The sequence below is a fragment of the Lysinibacillus sp. FSL K6-0232 genome (genome assembly GCF_038008325.1).
Classification (GTDB): domain Bacteria; phylum Bacillota; class Bacilli; order Bacillales_A; family Planococcaceae; genus Lysinibacillus.
Window position 1 is genome coordinate 3,609,150 of sequence record NZ_JBBOYW010000001.1, and the last position, 21,363, is coordinate 3,630,512.

At 38.0% G+C, this 21,363-nt stretch carries 16 protein-coding genes and 1 riboswitch; of the genes, 5 read left to right on the forward strand and 11 right to left on the reverse strand.

What is annotated here, in order from left to right; translation table 11 throughout:
* Window positions 1–18: 18 nt before the first annotated feature.
* On the reverse strand, window positions 19–1,479 hold the full coding sequence (locus MHB42_RS17725) for a nicotinate phosphoribosyltransferase (protein ID WP_340807797.1): 1,461 nt from the start codon (window positions 1,477–1,479) through the stop codon (window positions 19–21).
* 311 nt (window positions 1,480–1,790) lie between these two features.
* Here MHB42_RS17725 and MHB42_RS17730 point away from each other — a divergent pair, with 311 nt between their 5' ends.
* Both MHB42_RS17730 and MHB42_RS17735 read left to right on the forward strand, forming a co-directional pair.
* Window positions 1,791–2,132 carry a P-II family nitrogen regulator gene (locus MHB42_RS17730; protein WP_340807798.1) on the forward strand — a complete coding sequence of 114 codons (342 nt, stop codon included), beginning with the start codon at window positions 1,791–1,793 and terminating at the stop codon, window positions 2,130–2,132.
* 13 nt (window positions 2,133–2,145) lie between these two features.
* Window positions 2,146–3,444: an ammonium transporter gene (locus tag MHB42_RS17735; RefSeq protein WP_340807799.1), complete on the forward strand. Its 1,299-nt coding sequence runs from the start codon at window positions 2,146–2,148 to the stop codon at window positions 3,442–3,444.
* A gap of 58 nt (window positions 3,445–3,502) precedes the next feature.
* On the opposite strand, the gene MHB42_RS17740 is transcribed toward MHB42_RS17735, so the two are convergent.
* Window positions 3,503–4,006, reverse strand: coding sequence for a methylated-DNA--[protein]-cysteine S-methyltransferase (locus tag MHB42_RS17740; RefSeq protein ID WP_340807801.1), 504 nt, complete (start codon window positions 4,004–4,006; stop codon window positions 3,503–3,505).
* Window positions 4,007–4,110: 104 nt separating this feature from the next.
* On the opposite strand from MHB42_RS17740, the gene MHB42_RS17745 reads away from it, so the two are divergent.
* Genes MHB42_RS17745 through MHB42_RS17755 form a run of 3 tightly spaced genes read left to right on the forward strand, consistent with a single transcriptional unit; the run spans window position 4,111 to window position 6,623 of the window.
* Window positions 4,111–4,842, forward strand: coding sequence for an ABC transporter ATP-binding protein (locus MHB42_RS17745; protein ID WP_340807803.1), 732 nt, complete (start codon window positions 4,111–4,113; stop codon window positions 4,840–4,842).
* A complete protein-coding gene (locus MHB42_RS17750; RefSeq protein ID WP_340807804.1) occupies window positions 4,839–5,591 on the forward strand; it encodes an ABC transporter permease in 753 nt (250 codons plus the stop codon). Before MHB42_RS17745 ends, MHB42_RS17750 begins: the two co-directional genes overlap by 4 nt.
* Window positions 5,592–5,648: 57 nt before the next feature.
* On the forward strand, window positions 5,649–6,623 hold the full coding sequence (locus tag MHB42_RS17755) for a proline dehydrogenase family protein (protein WP_340807805.1): 975 nt from the start codon (window positions 5,649–5,651) through the stop codon (window positions 6,621–6,623).
* 53 nt (window positions 6,624–6,676) lie between these two features.
* On the opposite strand, the gene MHB42_RS17760 is transcribed toward MHB42_RS17755, so the two are convergent.
* The 9 genes from MHB42_RS17760 to MHB42_RS17800 form a co-directional block, all read right to left on the reverse strand.
* The gene (locus tag MHB42_RS17760) at window positions 6,677–7,288 is read right to left on the reverse strand and encodes a response regulator transcription factor (protein ID WP_340807806.1); all 612 of its coding nucleotides are present in this window, start codon (window positions 7,286–7,288) and stop codon (window positions 6,677–6,679) included.
* A gap of 16 nt (window positions 7,289–7,304) precedes the next feature.
* On the reverse strand, window positions 7,305–8,453 hold the full coding sequence (locus MHB42_RS17765) for a sensor histidine kinase (RefSeq protein WP_445299984.1): 1,149 nt from the start codon (window positions 8,451–8,453) through the stop codon (window positions 7,305–7,307).
* Window positions 8,454–8,588: 135 nt separating this feature from the next.
* Entirely contained in the window at window positions 8,589–9,620 is a 1,032-nt protein-coding gene (locus MHB42_RS17770) for a fatty acid desaturase (protein WP_340807810.1), read from the reverse strand.
* A 403-nt stretch (window positions 9,621–10,023) separates the two neighbouring features.
* Window positions 10,024–10,524, reverse strand: a complete 501-nt coding sequence (locus MHB42_RS17775; protein WP_340808632.1) for a GNAT family N-acetyltransferase — start codon at window positions 10,522–10,524, stop codon at window positions 10,024–10,026.
* A 73-nt stretch (window positions 10,525–10,597) separates the two neighbouring features.
* A complete protein-coding gene (gene metH, locus MHB42_RS17780; RefSeq protein ID WP_340807811.1) occupies window positions 10,598–14,029 on the reverse strand; it encodes a methionine synthase in 3,432 nt (1,143 codons plus the stop codon).
* A complete protein-coding gene (locus MHB42_RS17785; protein ID WP_340807813.1) occupies window positions 14,022–15,869 on the reverse strand; it encodes a bifunctional homocysteine S-methyltransferase/methylenetetrahydrofolate reductase in 1,848 nt (615 codons plus the stop codon). Before MHB42_RS17785 ends, metH begins: the two co-directional genes overlap by 8 nt.
* 134 nt (window positions 15,870–16,003) lie before the next feature.
* Window positions 16,004–16,104, reverse strand: a riboswitch (SAM riboswitch).
* A gap of 99 nt (window positions 16,105–16,203) precedes the next feature.
* On the reverse strand, window positions 16,204–17,598 hold the full coding sequence (hemG, locus tag MHB42_RS17790) for a protoporphyrinogen oxidase (protein WP_340808633.1): 1,395 nt from the start codon (window positions 17,596–17,598) through the stop codon (window positions 16,204–16,206).
* A 387-nt stretch (window positions 17,599–17,985) separates the two neighbouring features.
* Window positions 17,986–19,278, reverse strand: a complete 1,293-nt coding sequence (locus MHB42_RS17795; RefSeq protein WP_340807815.1) for a globin-coupled sensor protein — start codon at window positions 19,276–19,278, stop codon at window positions 17,986–17,988.
* Between the two features lie 558 nt (window positions 19,279–19,836).
* On the reverse strand, window positions 19,837–21,117 hold the full coding sequence (locus MHB42_RS17800; protein WP_340807816.1) for an SEL1-like repeat protein: 1,281 nt from the start codon (window positions 21,115–21,117) through the stop codon (window positions 19,837–19,839).
* Window positions 21,118–21,363 lie beyond the last annotated feature (246 nt).

Here is a 21,363-nt window from a genome sequence, read left to right on the forward strand (position 1 = left end):
TGTTCTTATCTCTCCCTTTTACATTCGATTCACCATATTGTGCACTTCTTCAATATTACGCATTTTATTATCCCAGCATTTTTGGCTTAAATCGACTGGATATTCCTCTGGGTTCATTGCACGTTTATATTCATCCCATAGCAATTCTAAATTCTCTGCAGCATAATCACGCATTTGCACTAAGGTTGGATTTTGATAGTTGATTGCTCCATTTTTAATGACATGCTGATGTAAATTTTTTGCTTCGAAATTTGTGACAAACTTTGATACAAATGTATGGACTGGATGGAACATTTTAATGCGTTCCTCCGCCTGAGGGTTTTCATCGTGCATTGTAATATAGTCGCCCTCTGCCTTGCCATTCTTTTTATGAATAATACGATAAACATTTTTTAAGCCCGGTGTTGATACCTTTTCAGCATTTGCTGAGATTTTAATTGTATCCTCTAGCTGACCTTCACTGTTTTCGATAGCTACCATTTTATAAACAGCACCTAAAGCAGGCTGGTCATAGGCTGTAATCAACTTTGTACCAATCCCCCAAATATCAACTTTGGCACCTTGCGCTTTTAAATTTAAAATCGTGTATTCATCTAAGTCATTTGAAACAATAATTTTAGCATCATGGAAGCCTGCATCATCCAGCATACGGCGCGCTTCTTTTGATAGAAAGGCAATATCTCCACTATCTAAACGAATACCGATAAAATTAATTTTATCACCTAGCTCTTGTGCTACTTTGATAGCAGTTGGCACACCTGATTTCAGCGTATTATACGTGTCAACAAGAAAGACGCAATCTTGATGACGTTTAGCATAGGCATGGAATGCATCATAATCATTTTTATAAGCCTGTACTAATGCATGTGCATGTGTACCAGATACCGGAATGTTAAATAGCTTGCCTGCTCGAACATTGCTAGTGGAGGAAAAGCCACCAATAAATGCAGCACGTGTTCCCCAAATAGCAGCATCCATTTCATGTGCACGTCGCGTACCAAATTCCATAGCTACTTCGTTTTTAATAATTTGCTTAATACGGCTAGCCTTTGTGGCAATTAATGTTTGGTAATTCACAATGTTTAGCAGTGCTGTTTCAATAAGCTGTGCCTCTACTAATGGTGCTTCGATACGCACAATTGGCTCATTCGCAAAAACAAGCTCACCTTCCACCATGGAATACATGTCCCCTGTAAATCGAATATTTTGCAAATAATCAAGAAAGTCCTCTTGATAGCCTACTTCCTCACGTAAATATGCAATATCTGATTCACTAAAGCGGAAATCACGCAAGTAGTCCAACATTCTCTCTAGCCCAGCAAATATGGCATAGCCATTGCCAAACGGTAATTTCCTAAAATATAATTCAAAAACAGCATTTTTATTATGTATGCCGTCAGCCCAATAGGACTCCGCCATATTGATTTGATATAAGTCTGTGTGTAGCGCTAAGCTATCATCTGTATAGTTTGAACTCACAAAAACCCCTTCTTCCGCTTTGATAATTAGTCCTAGTATACACTATATACCCAAATTCTTGCGTTTTATATCCTTATGATTAGATGTTAGATTTCCTAACATTAATAGTCAGAAAATTTAGAACCGTACACATTTTAGACACATTTTTTAGCACCGCTTACATTCCCTTTATAAAAACCTTTTGTCTAAAATACTTCGAGAACAGAAATATAACACGTAATAAAACATTACATAAGTTTCAAAATAATAATTGCACTAATGTCCACATCGCTTTAACATGTAAATTAAAATTACCCAAGGAGCTGGTAGTGATGAAAAAAATTGAAGCAATCATTCGTCCTGAAGTTTTTGGAGCCGTAAGGGACGCACTTGCACAGGAAGGAATTGCAGGTCTAAGTGTTTCTGAAATTGCTGGCTGCGGCCGTCAATTAGGAAGAACAGGTCTATTTCGTGGCAATACGTACGAAATTGAGTTTTTACCTAAATTAAAATTAGAAATGGTTGTCGATGACGGCAAAGTTGATGCGACAGTTGAAGTTTTATTGCGCGAAGCAGCGACTGGTCAAGTTGGCGATGGGAAAATTTTTATTTATCCAGTAGAGCAAGCAATTCGTATCCGTACAAAAGAAGTCGGATCAATTGCAGTAGAATAAGGAGGCGATATAGATGGATGAGGTTCTATTATCTGTTAATTTAGTTTGGGTGATGCTTGGAACAATTTTAGTGTTCTTTATGCATGCAGGATTTGCCATGGTTGAAGCAGGATTTACACGCTCAAAAAATGCAGTCAATATTATTATGAAAAATTTCCTTACCATTTCACTTGGGGGTATTATCTATTTTTTATGTGGCTATGCCATTATGTTTGGGGACACAGCAGGCGGCATTATCGGCACAAGCGGCTTTGCATTAAAGGGGGTGGATGATCTTTCATTCTTTATCTTCCAAACAATGTTTGCTGCAACAGGTGCAACGATTTTATCAGGTGCAGTTGCAGAACGTACAAATATTTTTGCTTATGTTGCTATTATTATACTTATGACTTTAGTAGTTTATCCTGTTGTTGGTCACTGGGTTTGGAGTGGTCAGGGCTGGTTAACAGACTTAGGCTTTATCGATTTTGCTGGCTCAACGGTTGTGCACTTAACAGGCGCTATTGCAGCATTCATTGCAGCGGTTATGGTTGGACCGCGACTAGGTAAATACGATGAAAATGGTCGTGTTAATGTTATTACAGGGCATAGTATTCCATTAGGTGCTTTAGGTGTGTTTCTACTATGGTTCGGTTGGTTTGGCTTTAATGGTGCATCCACTTTAGCAGCTGACCCTGAGCTAGTGCCGAATGTTATTGCTAATACATTTTTTGCAGCAGCCGCTGGTGTTGTAGCAACTGCCTTCTATACAAATTTTCGTTATGGACATATTGATGGCTCCCTAACATTAAACGGTGCTTTAGCAGGACTTGTAGGAATTACAGCAGGTGCCGCAAATGTTAGCATTGTTGGTGCTATTATCATCGGAATCATTGCGGCTCCATTGCTTGTCGAAGGTGTACGCTTCATTGAATGGAAGCTAAAGGTGGACGATCCAGTAGGCGCAATTGCAGTTCATGGTATTTGCGGTATTTGGGGAACATTAGCTGTTGGATTATTTGATATCGGTGGTCAAGGCTTATTCTATGGAGGCGGCTTCGCGCTACTAGGTATTCAAGCAATCGGCGTTATTGCTACAATTGCTTGGGTTAGCATATCTGTAACAGCAGGTCTATTCATTATTAAAGCCTTTATCCCATTACGTGTAACCGTAGAGGAGGAAGTTGCAGGCCTTGATGTGATGGAGCATGGAACGCCAGCTTACGAATTCCAAGATATCTTTAAAAGCTCCGCTGTACGAGGAGAAACGTTCGCTCATCGTTTAACGCATTTTGGTAAAACACCAAACAATGTACACGAGGAGCACGTATAGTCAGGCGTTAAATCTGCGCTGTCATCTCAGTGATGGCAGGCAGATTTTTTTAAGCTTATCAGTTTATGCCCTCTAACTCTAATAAAAATTGCTTCATAGCAAGACCACTTCGAAAGCCTGTTAACTGACCATTTTTACCAATCACACGATGACATGGAATAATGGCTAATATCGGGTTTGCGCCAATTGCTCCACCTACAGCTCTTACTGCCTTTGGATTTCCAATACGTTGTGCAATATCTGCGTACGATACAGTTGTGCCATATGGTAGTTCTTTCAATGCATCCCATACAGCTAATTGAAAGGGCGTTCCCTTCACATGGATAGGCACATCAAATTCAGTAAGCTCCTTTTTAAAATAGGCTGTTAATTGTTCTTTATAGGGCTGTAGCTTTTCTTTATTGTCCTCAAAGCGATATCCTTTAAACGGCTTTCGTGCCCACACTTCAACCTCATCAAATGGCATATTTGGTGTGCCAATATAAACAATGCCCTTATCTGAAGCCACAATATACATATCTCCTTGCTCATATGTAAATTGATCAACATATAATACTGTCATTGCCTCTGCTCCTTATTTTGCTTATTTTCATCGGTTCATCTGCATCTTTTTCGCATTTCATGCTACAGTTAGTTTACTTAATTATTACAAAGGAGTATCCACCCATGAATATGCTATACGAACCTGCTATTCACTTTCAACAAGTTCATTTCTCAGTAAATGCTAAAACAATATTAAAGTCAATTACAGGATCATTTCCAAAAGGTCAAATTACTACATTAGTTGGCCCTTCTGGTGCAGGTAAAACAACCTTACTGAAATTGTGTAATGGTCTGCTTTCAGCAACAGCAGGACATATACTTATTGATAATCATCCTATTTCTACCTATGAACCAACAGCCTTACGAAGAAATGTTGGTATTGCTCTACAGGCAGCACCAATGATAACAGGTACTGTTTGGGAAAACCTTGCCCTTCCTCGCACACTGCAAGGGAAAAAACTCTCACAGCAAGAAGCAATCCAATATTTAGAGGATGTCGGATTAGATAAAAGCTTTTTACATCACTCAATCGATGAATTATCAGGAGGACAGCGGCAAAAGGTTTCGATTGCACGAACACTTATTAACCAGTCCTTGATTTTATTATTAGATGAAATTACATCCGCACTTGACCGTCAATCTGTTCAAGAAATTGAAAAGCTAATTGTAACCATTAATCAAAAATACAATGTCACAATGATTTGGATTACACATAATTTACAGCAAGCATTAACAATTGGTCATTATACATGGGTTATGATGGATGGTGAGCTAATTGAGGCTGGCAAAAGCACCTTACTCAATGCACCAACAAACCCACGTGTAGCAGAATTTATTCAGGGGGTGAATTTATGACATATACAGCACTATCACTCACATTAATATTTGTCTGCATTCCCCTTCTACTATCCAAAACATTAAAGCTAGGACTTGAAAAAGATACACTTATCGCAACAGTGCGCTCTATCATCCAATTACTTGCAGTAGGCTATATTTTAAAATTTGTCTTTGATACCAACAGTTATAGCTATATTTTTCTAATGGTCGCATTAATGATTATTGTTGCTACATTAAATGCACGTAAAAAAGGAGCAGGTATCAAAGGCATAACGTGGAAAATAGCACTTACTCTTGTTGCGGTAGAAATGGTTACACAAGGTGTCTTGCTTGGCTTTCACATTGTACCAGCAACTGCTCAATATATCATTCCTATTAGCGGTATGTTAATCGGCAATTCCATGGTATTATCCATTTTATTTTTAAATCGTTTTACAGCGGAAATTACCAGCCATAAAGATGAAATGGAGCTTATTTTATCACTAGGTGGAACACCGAAGCAGGCTATCCATCGACAGCTTATTAATGCGGTAAAGGCTAGTATGATTCCTACTATTGAAAGCCAAAAAACAATCGGCTTAGTACAGCTACCAGGTATGATGAGCGGGCAAATTATCGGTGGCGCTGACCCGATACAGGCTGTGCAATTTCAGCTCCTCATTATTTTTGCATTATTAACAACAGCAACATTATCAAGCATCATGATTGGCTTTTTAAGCTATCCTGCATTATTTAATGAGCGCATGCAAATACTTAGTACGAAATAATTATAGTTTTAAAATTTTATGTTATACTAAAAAGAAAATGCAGTTAGGAGAATGACCATGTTATTACGCGATTTTTTCATCCATTTATCTGAAAACCAACTATTAAATAGTGCTGCAAAGAAATACGGTCTAAAATTGGGCGCACAAAGTGTAGTAGCTGGTACAAATGTTGAAGAAACAATTGCAAGCATTAAAGAACTGAATGCGCATAATATTTCTTGTACAGTAGACAACCTAGGTGAATTCGTTTCAAGTAAAGAAGAAGCAACAAAAGCAAAAGAGCAAATCCTTACTGTTATTGAAGCTATTCATGAAAACAGTGTTGATGCACATATTTCATTAAAGCCTTCTCAACTGGGCTTAGATATTGATGTTGATTTTTGCTACGACAATCTATATGAAATTGTAGAAAAAGCCGCTGCCTATGATATATTTGTTAACTTCGATATGGAGGACTATGGTCGTCTTCAAATCTCCTTTGATATGGTGGAAGAGCTATCAAAAACATTTGATAATGTTGGAACAGTGATTCAATCATACTTTTATCGTGCCAAAGAAGATATTGAAAAATTCAAGGACTACCGTCTTCGCATTGTAAAAGGTGCTTATAAAGAACCTATCGAGGTCGCATACCAAGATAAATTAGATATTGATTTAAACTTTATTGAGTTAATTGAGTATCACCTACTACATGGTAAGTTTACATCGATTGCAACACATGACCATAATATCATTGCACATGTAAAACGCTTTGTAGCAGAGCATAATATTCCGCTTGATAAATTTGAATTCCAAATGCTCTATGGCTTCCGTACAGATATGCAAAAGGAGCTTGCAAAAGAAGGCTATAACTTCTGTGTCTATGTGCCGTTTGGCGAAGATTGGTACGGCTACTTTATGCGTCGCCTAGCTGAACGTCCACAAAACCTTAACCTTGTGACAAAGCAAGTATTTACGAAAAAAACAAACACAGTGCTTGCAGTAGCAGCAGGTGCATTTGTACTTGGACGTTTAACAAAGCGCAAAAAATAAAGCTCTAAAAAAGAACCTTGCCGCATTTCATTTACTGCGATAAGGTTCTTTTTTTATTTATTCCAGCCCTTCTCTTTAAAGCGTGCAATGGCTTCAATGCGATTGCCGACATTTAATTTTTCTAAAATCGTGGAAATATAGTTGCGCACCGTTCCTGCTGAAAGAAATAGCTCTGCCGCAATTTCCTTTGTTGTTTTGCCCTCTGCTACCAGTGTGAGCACCTGACTTTCACGCTCCGTTAAAGGATTTTCACTATCATCCTCATAAACAAAATCAACAAGCTCTGGTGCATAAATACGTTTACCATCCATAATTGTACGAATAGCACTTACTAACTCCTCAATAGGGCTATCTTTTAATAAATATCCCCGTACACTTGCTTTGCGAGCACGCTCAAAATAACCAGGTCTTGCAAATGTTGTTAAGATAATAACCTTACATGCAGAGCCAGCACTGTGCAACTCCTCTGCAGCATCTAAACCTGTTTTCACTGGCATTTCAATATCCATAATACAAATATCAGGCTGATGCTCATCAACAAGCATCAATGCTTCCTCACCATTTTTTGCTAAGCCAACGACCTCCATATCTTCCTCCATACTCAATAAAGAACGAAGAGCGCCTAATAGCATCCCTTGATCTTCAGCAATCACAATTCGTATCATGTCATCAGCCTCTTTTCTATATGTTCTTTAGATTTTCTTGGACACTTTGATGTGTAATCGTTACTGGAATGGTTACGGTTAATGTCGTTCCTTCATCACTTTCAATTTTAAAGGAGCCATTGATAAACTCTAAACGTTCCTGCATCCCCTTTAAGCCATTCCCTGTTTTCCATGCTTGCCTTTTCTTAATGCCCTGTCCATTATCTCGAACAATCAAATAAACCTCTTTAAAATTTTGATGGAAGGCAATCTCACACTTTGTAGCACCACTATGTTTGACAACATTATTGACAGCCTCTTTTAAGCACATGGATAAAACATTCTCTACAAGCGGTGGCACATGTAATGCATGTTTATCGCCTTCAAACACAAATTCCATTTCCGCAGCCTTTAATATTTGGGAGATACGCATAAGCTCATCCTCAAATTTTGCTGTGCGCATGTCTGACACTAATTCACGTACCTCTTTTAAAGCGATACTAGCTGTTTGACGTATATCCTTAATTTCTATTAAAGCCTGCTGTGGATCACGTTCAATCAGCCTAGATGCTAAGTCACTTTTCAAGCCAATCATGGACAATTTTTGACCCAATGTATCATGAAGGTCACGCGCAATACGCTGGCGCTCCTCAAAAACAATTAATTCTGCAATACGCTCATTAGCCGTTTCTAGCTGCCCCTCTAAGTTTTCACGCTTATTTTTGGAATAAATGGTTAATGGCAACAAGACAACCGCTAAAATCGTTAACACAACAAACGGTAGCTGTGATAAAAATAATTGAAGCTCAATAAAAAAGCCAATACCTGTTGAAATAACTGTAAAGCCAATATGCAAGCCATACATAATATAGAAGCCAACAGGTCGTCGTATATTGCCAATAAAAAAGGCTGTAAAAATGGATAAATAGACATACCCATATAAAATCGTCATCACAATATTAATGACCATTTCAAAGCTAATCCACATATACACTAAGCCGCTTTTCGAATTCACAGAAAATCGATAGAAAATAAAATAAACCATTAAAAAGGTAATGCCAATAGTTATTTCTATGTAGGATGATTTCCGAAAAATAAAGAAAAACGGGAGGAAGCAAAAAATAACCCATAAATATACACTGAGCATTGGACTATTTGGAATAATACTATGCCATTTCCTCAACATAATCTCACGCTCTTTTCCTACTTTTACCTTATTATAACAAGAAAATTATATTTGTGCCCATTTCACTTTGGACATAGCTTGATTGACTACATTCAAAACAGCCATCCCCCTTTTAAAAGAGATGGCTGTTTTAAGCTAAGCAGCAATACTGCCTCTAGCCTTGCGTCTTATAATCTCATTTACTTCTTTAAATGTGACAAATTTACCTTGCTCTTCATCATATAGCTTATAACGGATTGACTCTAAACTTGTACGTAAAGTAATCGTTGTCGCCATGTGTAATGGTGGTGTTTCATTATGTGCTTTTTCAAGATTATAGTTAGGTACACGAGGAGCTAAATGATGCACATGATGGAAACCAATATTCCCTGTCACCCATTGCAAAATTTTTGGTAATTTATAATATGAACTACCTTCAACTGCCGCCTTTACATAATCCCACTCGGAGTCATGTTCAAAATAAGAATCTTCATATGTGTGTTGAATATAAAATAACCAAATACCAAGAGAACCAGCAACAAACAATGTAACGCCCTGCACTAATAAAAATGCCTGCCAGCCCATAAAGTAAATTAAAACAGCACAAATTGCTAGCATCACAATATTTGTTGAAATTGTGTTAAGACGTTCCTTCTTTTTCGCGTCTTTACGATTAAAGCGATTTAAAATAAGCACCATATATAAAGGTCCTAATCCAAACATTACAAATGGATTGCGATAAAAACGATACCATAAGCGCTGCCCTTTAGATGCTTGCATATATTCTTCCACTGTCATCATATCAATATCACCAATACCACGCTTATCTAGGTTTGAGCTTGTTGCATGGTGAATTGTATGCTCACGTTTCCATTTTTCATAGGGGAATGATGTTAACACGCCTGTAAAAAATCCAACCCAGTCGTTTGCCTTTTTACTTTTGAAAAATGAGCCGTGTGTACAATCGTGAAAGATAATAAATGTTCGTACAACAAAGCCAGCTGAAATAATGCTTAAGCCAACTGTTAACCACGGTGAAACATCTACTAATAAATAGCCAGCTACCCATAGTGCAAGTAACGGTGCAATGGTATTAATCATTTGAAATACACTTTTACGTGTATCTGATTTGGCAAATGGCGCTACATCTTGACGCAATTTTTTTGTTTTTTCTTTAATTGTTGCCATCCTTTACTCCCTCGTTTCCTTTTTCCTTATGATCTCATCATAAAACAAGAGTATAAGTCAGCAACAGACGCAAACATCATAAAAAGGATATGACATTTGTCATATCCTTTAGACTGAAGACAACGAATAGTGTTTATTGCTTTTCTAGGATAAGTGCATGTTTCCCCATCTCTTCATAACTTTTAAAAAACGCATCGAAATTATACGCTACTCGCCCCTTTAAAGGGTTCATCGCTTGGACTTTACCTTCTTTATATCCAATCAAAACAACCGCAGTAAATCGACCTTTCACCTCCGTAAAAACAGATTGATCGTGAATAATTACTATATTTCTGTAGATTTATCAGCTTTTCAGTGCTCTCTCAAACAGCCAACCACACTACTTTTCGATGAGGTGACTAGCTTACAGCTCTGGCCCTTTTAATTGTAATTGATAAAACACCAAATCCAACCACTCATCAAATTTATAGCCTGCATTCTTAATGGTGCCTGCATATTCAAAGCCTAATTTTTCATGTGCCCTCATGCTAGCAATATTTTCACCATCAATACCAGCAATTAGTGTTTTCACACCCTGCTCCTCCGCAATGGCGATTAGCTTATACATTAGCTTTGTAGCAATGCCCTTTTGATAATGCTCCTTGTGCACATAGACAGAATGCTCCATTGTATACTGATAACCTGGATATGGACGGAACTGGCTATATGTTGCAAAACCAGCTACCATGCCATTGTCCTCAAAGACAAGCAATGGATTTCCCGCTGCCTGCTGCTCTTTAAACCATTGTACTTTTTCCTCTAATGTTTGAATGTCATAACGATAAACTGCCTTGCTTGTTAAAATAATATCATTATAAATAGCCAACACCTCAGGTATATCAGCCTCTTCCATCATGCGAATCATCCAGCTCATCTCCTTTTTGTCACAAAATGACCCTCCATAAGAAAAGAGGGTCATGTTTATTATACTTTACATTTTATACATTAAAGTAGCGAGCATCAGGATGTGCAAAAACAATGGCTGATACAGATGCCTCTGGCTCCATCATAAAGCCTTCTGTTAAATGAACACCGATATCCTCAGGCTTTAACAGACCAAATAACTTCTCCTGATCCTCTAAGTTTGGACATGCAGGATAGCCGAATGAAAAGCGTTGCCCTTGATATTTCGCTGCAAAACGATCACGCATTGTGAAATCTGTTGCATCTGGGAAGCCCCATTGATCACGGATTTCCTGATGCATACGTTCCGCAAAGCCCTCTGCTAATTCTAGTGCAGTCGATTGTAGGGCATGACTTTCAAGGAATTTTCCGTCCTCTTTTAATTGACGAGCCTGTGCCATTACCCCTTGCCCAGCCGTTACTACCATTAGCGCAATATAATCCATTTCGCCACTATCAACTGTTTTTAAGAAATCAGCAAGGCATAAAAACGGTTCTACTTGCTGGCGTGGGAACGTAAAGCGTTCAATTTCTGTTTTGCTATCAGCAGGATCATAAACAATTACATCATCCCCATCTGCTTGTGCAGGGAAAAATTGATATAAACCAGATGGCTTTAACAAATCACTTCTTAAATAATCATCCACTAACTCTTTGAGCTCCGTTGCTCTTGCATCGCCAGCATCTAATAATTGCTGTACTTGCCCTTTTAAGCCTAAATGATGCCCTAGCAATGTACGCATATTTACATATGGATATAAATGCGATACAGAGTAGTCCTTCTTCACATGGCGGCGTAAATCAGCAGGTACAAATACAGCTGCTTCCTTCACTGTACGAGCAGGCTTAACCGTTACTTCTTTTGCAGGACGAGCAGCACGCTTGGCATCTGCCTCTAAGCGTTGCTGACGAGACTCTTTGATTTCCTCTAAGAAGCTTTCACGCGCTTCCTTATCCATCAAACGATTTGCTTGCTCAAGCCCCTGCATAGCATCCTTCGCATAAATAACAGGGCCGTTGTATTCATTAGCAATTTTTGTTTCTGTAAAGCGTCGAGATAATGCTGCGCCACCAACCAAAATTGGTACATCAATCCCTGCCTCTTTAAAATCTTGTGCAGTAATTACCATTTGCTGTGCTGATTTAACAAGCAAGCCTGATAAGCCGATAAAATCAGGCTTTTCCTTACGAATAGCTTCTATTAATTGGGCTGGCGTTACCTTAATACCTAAATCAACAACCTTATAGCCATTATTACTTAAAATAATATCAACAAGGTTTTTCCCAATATCGTGCACATCACCTTTTACAGTAGCGAGCACCATTTTACCTTTACCAGCGCTCTCATCATTTTTTTCCATAAATTGCTCTAAATACGCAACAGCAGCCTTCATCACACCTGCTGATTGTAAAACTTCAGCAACAATTAACTGATTGTCATTAAATAAACGACCTACCTCAGCCATACCATCCATTAAAGGTCCATTAATAATATCCAGTGGTGACTCAAAGATTTCACGAGCAGCCTCCAAATCCTCAATAAGCCCCTCTTTTGTACCTTCTAATATATAGTAAGCTAAACGTCCTTCCACCGTTTTAGGAATATCCGCTTCCGTTTTTTCTTTCTTTTTATCACGATAGAAATCAGTAAATACGGCTAATGTTTCATCATTTGTATTAAATAATAAATCATTCGCTAGCTTAATTTCCTCTTCTGGAATAGACGCGTAACGCTCTAGCTTTTCCGTATTAACAATGGCATAATCTAAGCCTGCCTGTGTACAATGGTAAAGATAGACAGCATTTAACACTTCACGTCCAACAGGTGGTAAGCCAAATGAAATATTACTTACACCAAGCACCGTTAACGCTCGTGGCATTTTTTCTTTAATTAGACGAATCCCTTCAACTGTTTCCAGTGCAGAGCCAATATATTGCTCATCACCCGTACCTACTGGGAACATTAACGGATCAAAAATAATATCCTCTGGTGCAAGTCCCCATTTTTCGGTTAACAACTTGTAGGAACGTTCAGCAATTTCCAGCTTGCGATGACGATCAACTGCCATCCCCTGCTCATCAATTGTACCGACAACAACAGCAGCACCATATTTCTTCACAAGTGGCATAACAGCATCAAAGCGTTCTTCCCCATCCTCTAAGTTAATGGAGTTAATAATAGCTTTACCTTGTGAAAACTTCAGTGCTTCCTCAATGACTTTTTCATCAGTTGAGTCAATCACAAGAGGAACCTTCACCTTTTTGACAACCTCTTGCATAAAGCCACGCATATCTGCTAACTCATCACGGTCAGGGTTCGCTAAGCAAATATCAATAACATGTGCGCCATTTTTCACTTGTGCACGTGCAATTTCTGCTGCTTCCTCAAATTTCCCATCAATAATTAAATTTTTAAACTTACGGGAGCCAATGACATTTGTTCGTTCACCAATAAATAATGGACGCATTGAATCGTCATATAATAATGGCTCGATTCCTGAAACAGCATGACCATGTGTTGCTTCAGGTAATTGGCGTGGTTTTGCATCCTTTAACACTTCACGAATAGCTGCAATATGGGCTGGCGTTGTACCACAGCACCCTCCTACAATATTCAGCCAGCCTTTTTCTGCAAAGCCCTTTAGCTTTTGCGATAACGATTCTGGCGACTCATGATAACAGCCTTCCTCATCAGGTAAGCCTGCATTTGGATAACAGCTAATATAGCCTGTTGACAGCTCTGCTAATGAACGAATATGATCCGTCATAAACTCTGGCCCTGTTGCACAGTTTAAGCCCACTGATAATGGTTGAATATGCTCAATGGAAATATAAAAGGCATCAATAGTTTGCCCTGCAAGCGTTGTGCCCATTGGCTCAATTGTTCCTGAAATCATCACAGGTAGTTCTTTTCCAGTTGCCTCAAAAGCACGCGCTACACCTAGTGTACCTGCCTTGACATTTAACATATCCTGACTTGTTTCAAGCAACAATACATCTGCGCCTGCCTCAATTAATGCCTTTGCCTGCACATAAAAATTTTCCTCTAGCTCATCAAATGTAATACCACCTGTTACGGATAATGTTTTTGTTGTTGGTCCCATAGCTCCCGCAACAAAGCGTGGCCAATCAGATGTGGAAAAGCTATCCACTGCTTGGCGAGCAATTTCTACTGCACGCTTATTAATTTCCTCTGCTTTTGCACCAAGATTATACTCATTTAACACAATCGGCGTTCCACCAAATGTATTGGTACAAATAATATCTGCGCCTGCCTCCAAATATTTGCAGTGAACTTTCTCAATAATATCTGGTCTAGTGAGCACAAGATTTTCATTACAGCCATCGAGCTCCTCACCACCAAAATCCTCAGCTGATAAGTTTTCATTTTGCAACATTGTACCCATTGCGCCATCAAGGATTAAAATACGTTTCTCTAGTTGCTCTTCAATCAAGTGCTTAACCATCTATGCTTACTCCTTTTTTCTGTTCGTCCAATTGTTTGATATATTTCATTAACTCTAGTGTGACATCATAGCGTAAAAACGGTGTAATTAGGTAAATTCCATTGAAGTATTGTGCAGCCACTTCCACTAATTCCTTAGCAATGGCAATACCCTCCTGTGTTGCACGTTCCTTATCATCACCACAAGCTTTCATTCTTGCTAGAGCATCCTCTGATAATTTTATACCGGGAACCTCATGATGTAAAAACTCTGCGCTTTTATAGCTTGTGACTGGCATAATTCCAAGATAAATAGGTGCTTGTAAATGCTTTGTTGCCTCATAAATTTCCACAATTTTTTCTTTTGTATAAACAGGCTGTGAAATAAAGTAGTCAGCACCGTGCTCGATTTTTTTCTCTAAACGAGCTACTGCACGATCTAATACGCGCACATTTGGGTTAAAGGCAGCAGCAACTGAAAAGCTCGCTTTTTTACGAAGGGGCTTGCCTGAGAACGAAACACCTTCATTTAACTGCTTAATTAATTGGATTAATTCCATTGAAGATACATCATAAACACTTGTTGCTCCTGGGAAATCGCCTACTTTTGTAGGGTCACCTGTCACAGCTAGCACATCATGAATACCTAAAGCATTAAGCCCCATTAAATGTGACTGAAGACCAATTAAATTACGGTCTCGACATGTAATATGTGTAAGGGGACGTACACCATATGTTTCCTTTAATAATGCACCCATCGCAATATTACTAATGCGTGGAGAGGCTAGTGAGTTGTCTGCCATCATCACAACATCAGCACCAGCATTATATAATTGCTGCGCTCCCTCAATAAAGCCATCAATCTCTAAATGCCTTGGTGTATCTAGCTCTACAATTACAGAACGTTCACGCTTGACCTTTTCATAAAGAGATTCATGCTTAGCTGGTTCTGCTTCACGAACAACCTCAATTTTCACTGGCTTTGCATGCTTTTCACTAACTGGTGATAGCTCCTCTAAGTATTTCTTAGCTGCTGCAATATGTTTTGGCGTTGTACCACAGCACCCTCCAATTAAACGCACGCCTTGATCACGCAACGCTACAGCTGCTCGACCAAAATAATCAGCCTCTGATTCATAAACAACACGCCCATCCTCTAAATCAAGAAGCGAAGCATTTGGGTAAGCTGACATAAATGCCTTTTTAGGAAGCTCAACGCCTTCAAATGCTTGAATTGTATGATGCGGACCTAAACGGCAGTTTACACCAACCACATCTGCACCCAATGCCTCTAGATCATGCAATGCCTCATTTAAAGAAAGCCCATTTTGCAGCACACCTGGCTCATGCATTGACACTTGTGCAATAATCGGTAAAGCTGTTTTTGCTCGTAGCATTGTTAATGTCGCTGTTAACTCTTCAAAATCATAATACGTTTCAAGTAAAAGACCATCTGGATTCCCTGCCAGTAACACTGTTGCCTGCTCTTCGACAGCTGCTAGTATTTCCTCTAATGTTGCATCACTTTTACGAATGCCACGAATACCACCAATTGTTCCTAGCACAAATTGACCGCCATCCGCCGCTGCTCGTTTTGCAATTGTGATGGCCGCTTCATTAAATTGCTGAACACGTGACTCTAATCCATAACGAACTAATTTAATAGCATTTGCTCCATACGTATTTGTTTGAATCACATCAGCACCCGCTGCAATATATTCTCTATGAATCTTTTCAATTAATTCAGGCTTCTGTATATTCATTTCCTCATGGCAATATTCTAAGCCGTAGCCATAGAGTACCGTCCCTATTGCACCATCTGCCGTCAATACATGTGTTTTTAATCTTTCAAGTAATCCCATAAAATTGCCTCTCTTCCTTCTTAACTCTATCATTATCAACTATGCTTCAACATAATTGGAAGTTTTCGATCATCTCAAAAGAAAAAGCCCTCTTTCATAAAAAGAAGGCTTTAACGATTTGTCAATGTTGTTCCTTCTCATCTTCGACTACAAGAGTCTTCTGGATTTAGCACCTGACATAATGTTGGTTGCTGAAGCTTCATTGGGCCAGTCCCTCAGCTTCTCTTGATAAGAATTAAGTATGAATTTTTTAAATAATTAAAAGAATCATATCGTTTACAGGCGATTGAGTCAAGACTATTTCACAGAACAAAGTAATTTTTCGCTTAAAGTCTTAGAATTTAACTAATTTCTCTGCAAGCTCCTCGCCAATCTTTTTCCCATTTTGAATACAGGCACCAATGCCTACACCAAAATAAGAGCAGCCTGCAATCGCTAAATTCGGATAATTTTTATCTAGCTCCTGTTGCAGCCCTTGCAATGCCTCACGATGTGCTAAATCATATTTAGGCATTTGATCGATCCATTTTGTTACATTGACAACAGTAGGCTGCTCCTCAATCCCCAAGCTTTTGCGAATATCCTCCAAAGCAATGGCTGCCAATTCCTTATCTGTCATTAAACGTAGCTGTTCATACGCTGGATTAATGCTTTTATAAAAAAGTCGTACAAGTAATCTACTATCCTTCGATGTATGCTTCCATTTACGGCTTGTCCAAGTCGCTGCATTACATACAACATCCGAATTATGTGACACAATATAGCCTGTTCCATCTGCTGGCAATCGAGCATCTGGTATATTAAAGCCTAAATAAATCGTAATGGCTGACGCAGTTGTAAATTGATCAAAATAGTAATCTAAAGCTTTATCCTGTAAGATACTTTGTACGGCTTCATTTGGCAGCGCTAAAACAGCATAGTCCGCTACAATGCTTGCATTATTCGCTAGGGAAATTAGATAGTCACTTTCCTTTTTTTGAATACTTATCGTTTCCACGCCTTTTATAATTTCTACATCCGTTAACGTTTGCTCTAACTGGTTAATAAAGGAGGACAAGCCATTTTGGAACGATATAAATTTTTTGTTAGCTGCTTGCATAAATTGCTCACGATTTGCATCAAAGCCTTTAATAATACTGCCATAATTATCTTTATAATCAATTAGGTATGGCAAAGTAGAGGCAATTGAAAGCTGGTATAGATCGCCAGAATAAACACCAGCAAGCACAGGCGCAATTTGGTTTTGCACAAGCTCCTCTCCTAAATAATACGTTAAAAACTCTCCAATGGAGCTTTCCTTTGTAAAGCCCCTATTTGGTAATGCTAAGTCCTTTAATGCCTCTTGTTTACCTTGTTCTGAAATTAATGTACTTTGCTCAAGGGATTCGATACTCATTGGTATACCAAATGTAGAATCTGCTGGAATAGCATGAAGCTCATTGTTTGTATAAATATAGGAAATGCCTGTTTCGTTGTAAACTAATTGCTCTTCAAAATCAAGCTCCTGCACAAGCTCCATTACCCCTTTATGACGGGCTACAATGGAATCAGCACCTGTTTCCATAATAAAGCCTTGCTCATACGCTGAGTGTAATTTACCACCTAAATATGTATTTTTCTCAACAAGCACTAGTCGAACATCTAACTGTTTCTCCTTCACCTGACGTTGCAAATAATGCATTGTACATAATCCTGTAATACCGCCGCCTAATACAACAACTGTTTTCATCATTAACCGCCCCTATTTTTAGTTCTTCCTCTCTACAGTATAAACCTTTTTGCATCAAAATTAAGCTCAACCCTTTACAAAATTAGCAAAAGAGGTATGTTTCAAATGATTTTGAAACATACCTCTTTCTGTTGTGAAAGCGCAGTGCAACGCAGCAGCAGCACAAAACGATTTTCTGTGCGAAAGTGTAGCATCAGGTATAGCCTGTAAAAACTCAATTAAGAAAACTAACAATCAGTGAGTGTGTGCAAGCACCACTGATTGTTAGTTTCACTTTATTAGCCATTAATATTTCATTTAGAAAATTTTTTGATCGCCCTTTAAGTATGTAGCTTCACTCTCCGTTCGTGTACTTCTCATACATATATAGGGGATCGCTACCTTTGTTTAGTCATTTAAGTTTTGTGCAAAGCTTGCTAACTTTTCTGCTGAATTTGCTACCTCACTAAAAGAAGTACTTAGCTCATTTAATATTTCTACAATAACTTGTATTTTGTCTGCCATACAATTATTTTGATCCTTTGCCTCTGTCATTGCTCCTAGTATATTCGTAAATTGACCTTCCGTCTGTGACATATTTTCCTCACCAGACGCAACCTCATCTTGAATATTTGTTAGTGAGTCCTCTAGCTTCTCCATCCGCTCACTTGTTTTTTGCAGTAATAATGCAACAGCTGTCACAGATTCTTTTGTTTGAATAGATAATTTCCGCACCTCATCAGCTACTACACTAAAGCCTTTACCCGCTTCTCCAGCACGGGCAGCTTCAATGGCAGCATTCAAAGCTAATAGATTCGTTTGATTCGCAATATTCGTCACTACGCTCATAATCGATTCCATTTCCTTTGACATACCAGCTAAATGCTCTATATTTTCTTCGATATCACGCAATGAATGGATAATATTAAGCATATTTTGTGACTGATTTTTTAAGCGCTCACGACCTTCAAGCGCTTGACCTTCAGCTAACATCGATACATCAAGTGATTTTTTTGCTAGCTGTTTAAGCTCTTCCGATTGCGTACTTAAAAGACCAAAGGAGGTGTTTGTTTCCTCTGATATTGTTGCTAGTGCCTCTGAAGATGCTACAATTTGCTGCTCTATTGATTCTCTCTCTTGCTCAATAGTATCTTTTAGTTCTTCAACAGTATTCTCAAATGCCTCTAACACAAGCTGCTGCTCAAAATTACATATTTTTAGGATTGCCCTAATCGTATTAAATTGATCATAAGGATACTCTATATTTCCCTCCACTAAATCAATAAATGATGTAGATAGATCTTGAAATGCACAAATATACCATTGTGTTCGAAGACCAATATGAACATGCACCTTCGCAATTTTTACACGCCTTTGGTAGAACTCCTCATCAATTGTTCCGTTAAACATTTCAATAATATGCTGACGCAATGTTATTTTCAGCCTTTCTACAGAACTATGATGGTTAATAATATCTACTAATTGCTGCTCTCTCCCTACCACTTCGTAAAAACGGTTAACGATGTGATCTATACTGTTCATTACATATGGCTGAAATGCTTTTAAATATTGTAAATCTTGCTTTGTTAAATTTAGCATCTCCATTTGTTTTATCATGGATGGGCGATTAGACAAATCCATTTTCACAATATATTGCTGTAAGTCTAATGATTTTATCTTTCTCCTTTTTTGAAAAACCACATATTTTCCCTCTTTCATTCTGTTTACTTTCATTATGTTAAGAAACATCTAATATAATTTATCGATTACTACAAGAAGGGGCTTTTCACAATAATTTGTGGTTGACTTTCACTCTGCAAGTTTTGTTTCTTTCACAACGGATTAATCGCTCTTCCCCAACTACATAAATATCATTACTTTGAGCCAACAAACCTTTTCAATAGCGGGTTTTGTCTATTTTTTCTTATCAAAATCTCTCATAATACCTTAATCATTTTACAAATGGCTGTCAATCTTATAAATTACAATATTTTACACAAAATAGGTTGAAAGCCCTTCCTATTGATCTTTTTAATATGAAGAATAAAAAGTTATTATAATATTATTATGCAGTCTTTTCATTAATTATCATGACTAAAACCTTACTTTGTTCACATTCAATTTAACTATTCTAATATTTTCGCGTACCCCTAAAAATAGGTTTATAAACCTAAATGATTGTATAATTAAAGTATATTTTACCTATTATAAAAACGCAGATAAATAGATATAAATACTTAAATGTTTTTCATACAAAATTCATAATTTTTTAAGTTCCAGCAGTAATTTGGCAGCCTCTTCAACACCAGCATCAGCCGCAAGACGGTACCATTTCATCGCTTCTTTTATATTTCGGGCAATTCCTTCCCCTTTATTGTAAATATGCCCAAGCTGTAGCTTTGCAGCTGCATCACCTTGAAGTGCTGCTTGCTTATACCAATGAATTCCTTTTTCAATATTACGTATCCCTGTTAAACCATTGCTCCAGATAAAGCCTAAATCATAAAAAGCATCAACATGGTATTGCTCTGCCGCTTTTTCATACCAAAATAGACCACGATTTACATCTTTCGCTTGAGCTAGGCGTCCTTCCAAATAAATGCCACCAAGACGATACTGTGCCTCCACATAACCTGCCTCAGCAGATTTTTTATAAGCACGAAAGGCTGTTTCCTTATCAGCCGTCACGCCTAATCCTTGTTCATAAATAATTCCTAAAGTAAACATTGCTTCGGCAACATGATGCTTTGCTGCATAGTCAAACCATTTTTTTGCTAGTAGGTAATTTTGCGGTACACCCTCTCCATTAAAATACATATCCGCTAAATTATTAGCTGCATCCGCATGGCCCTGTAAAGCCGCTTTTTCATAAAATGAAAATGCAAGGGAGTAATTTTCTTCAACACCAATTCCTTCAAAGTAAAAATTTCCTAGTAGATATTGTGCATCTATATTACCCTGAACAGCTGCACGTTCAAACCATTTTAGCGATTTTTCTGGCTGAAAATATTCACCTTCTATAGCATTATAATATTGCCCTAGGCGATACTGTGCCTCTGCATCCTGCTCCTCGACCGCCTCTTTGTATAAATCGATCATTTCCTCATAGTCTAATTCGTCTTCACTTAATATCTTGATTTGTTTAGCGTGATGCTGACAATACCACTCCAGCACATCCAATACATCGTCCACTACTTCAGCACTACAAGCTAGCTTCTCTAGCGAAGAAATTTGCCAAATAAGAATATAAACAGGATGTGGAATAGCATCACGCAGCACGTCATCATACTCTGCTAACAGTGTTAATACATTCTCCTGTACAGATTGCCCTGTATAGACAATTTGTAAATAACGCTGCTGCTGCTCTTTTAATAGTCCTTGAACTATCTGATACAATATTTTTTGCAAGGCTGTTATATGCACTTCAGTAAATGCTAATAAGTTCATATTTTGAGCAAACCATGTATTGTCTGCTTGTATACGCTTCTGTAGGGAATCAATTCTTTCTTTATTGCGCTTTATTAATAATTGCTCGTACATTATTTTCCCTCCCTGCACATTATGTAAAAAAAGTGATTTGCCTTCTTTATTCTAGAGATAACTACCCATTCAACTTTTGTCGATGAACTAAAAAACTGCCTTGCCACTATTATATGGAAGACAGTTGAATTTGGGTTACACATATGCTCTTACATAGTAACTGTACGCATCATTTTACCATAGCGCCTATGGATTGAAGGCATTTATTTTATTTTTACCAAAAATTCATGTACTATTATTATAGTA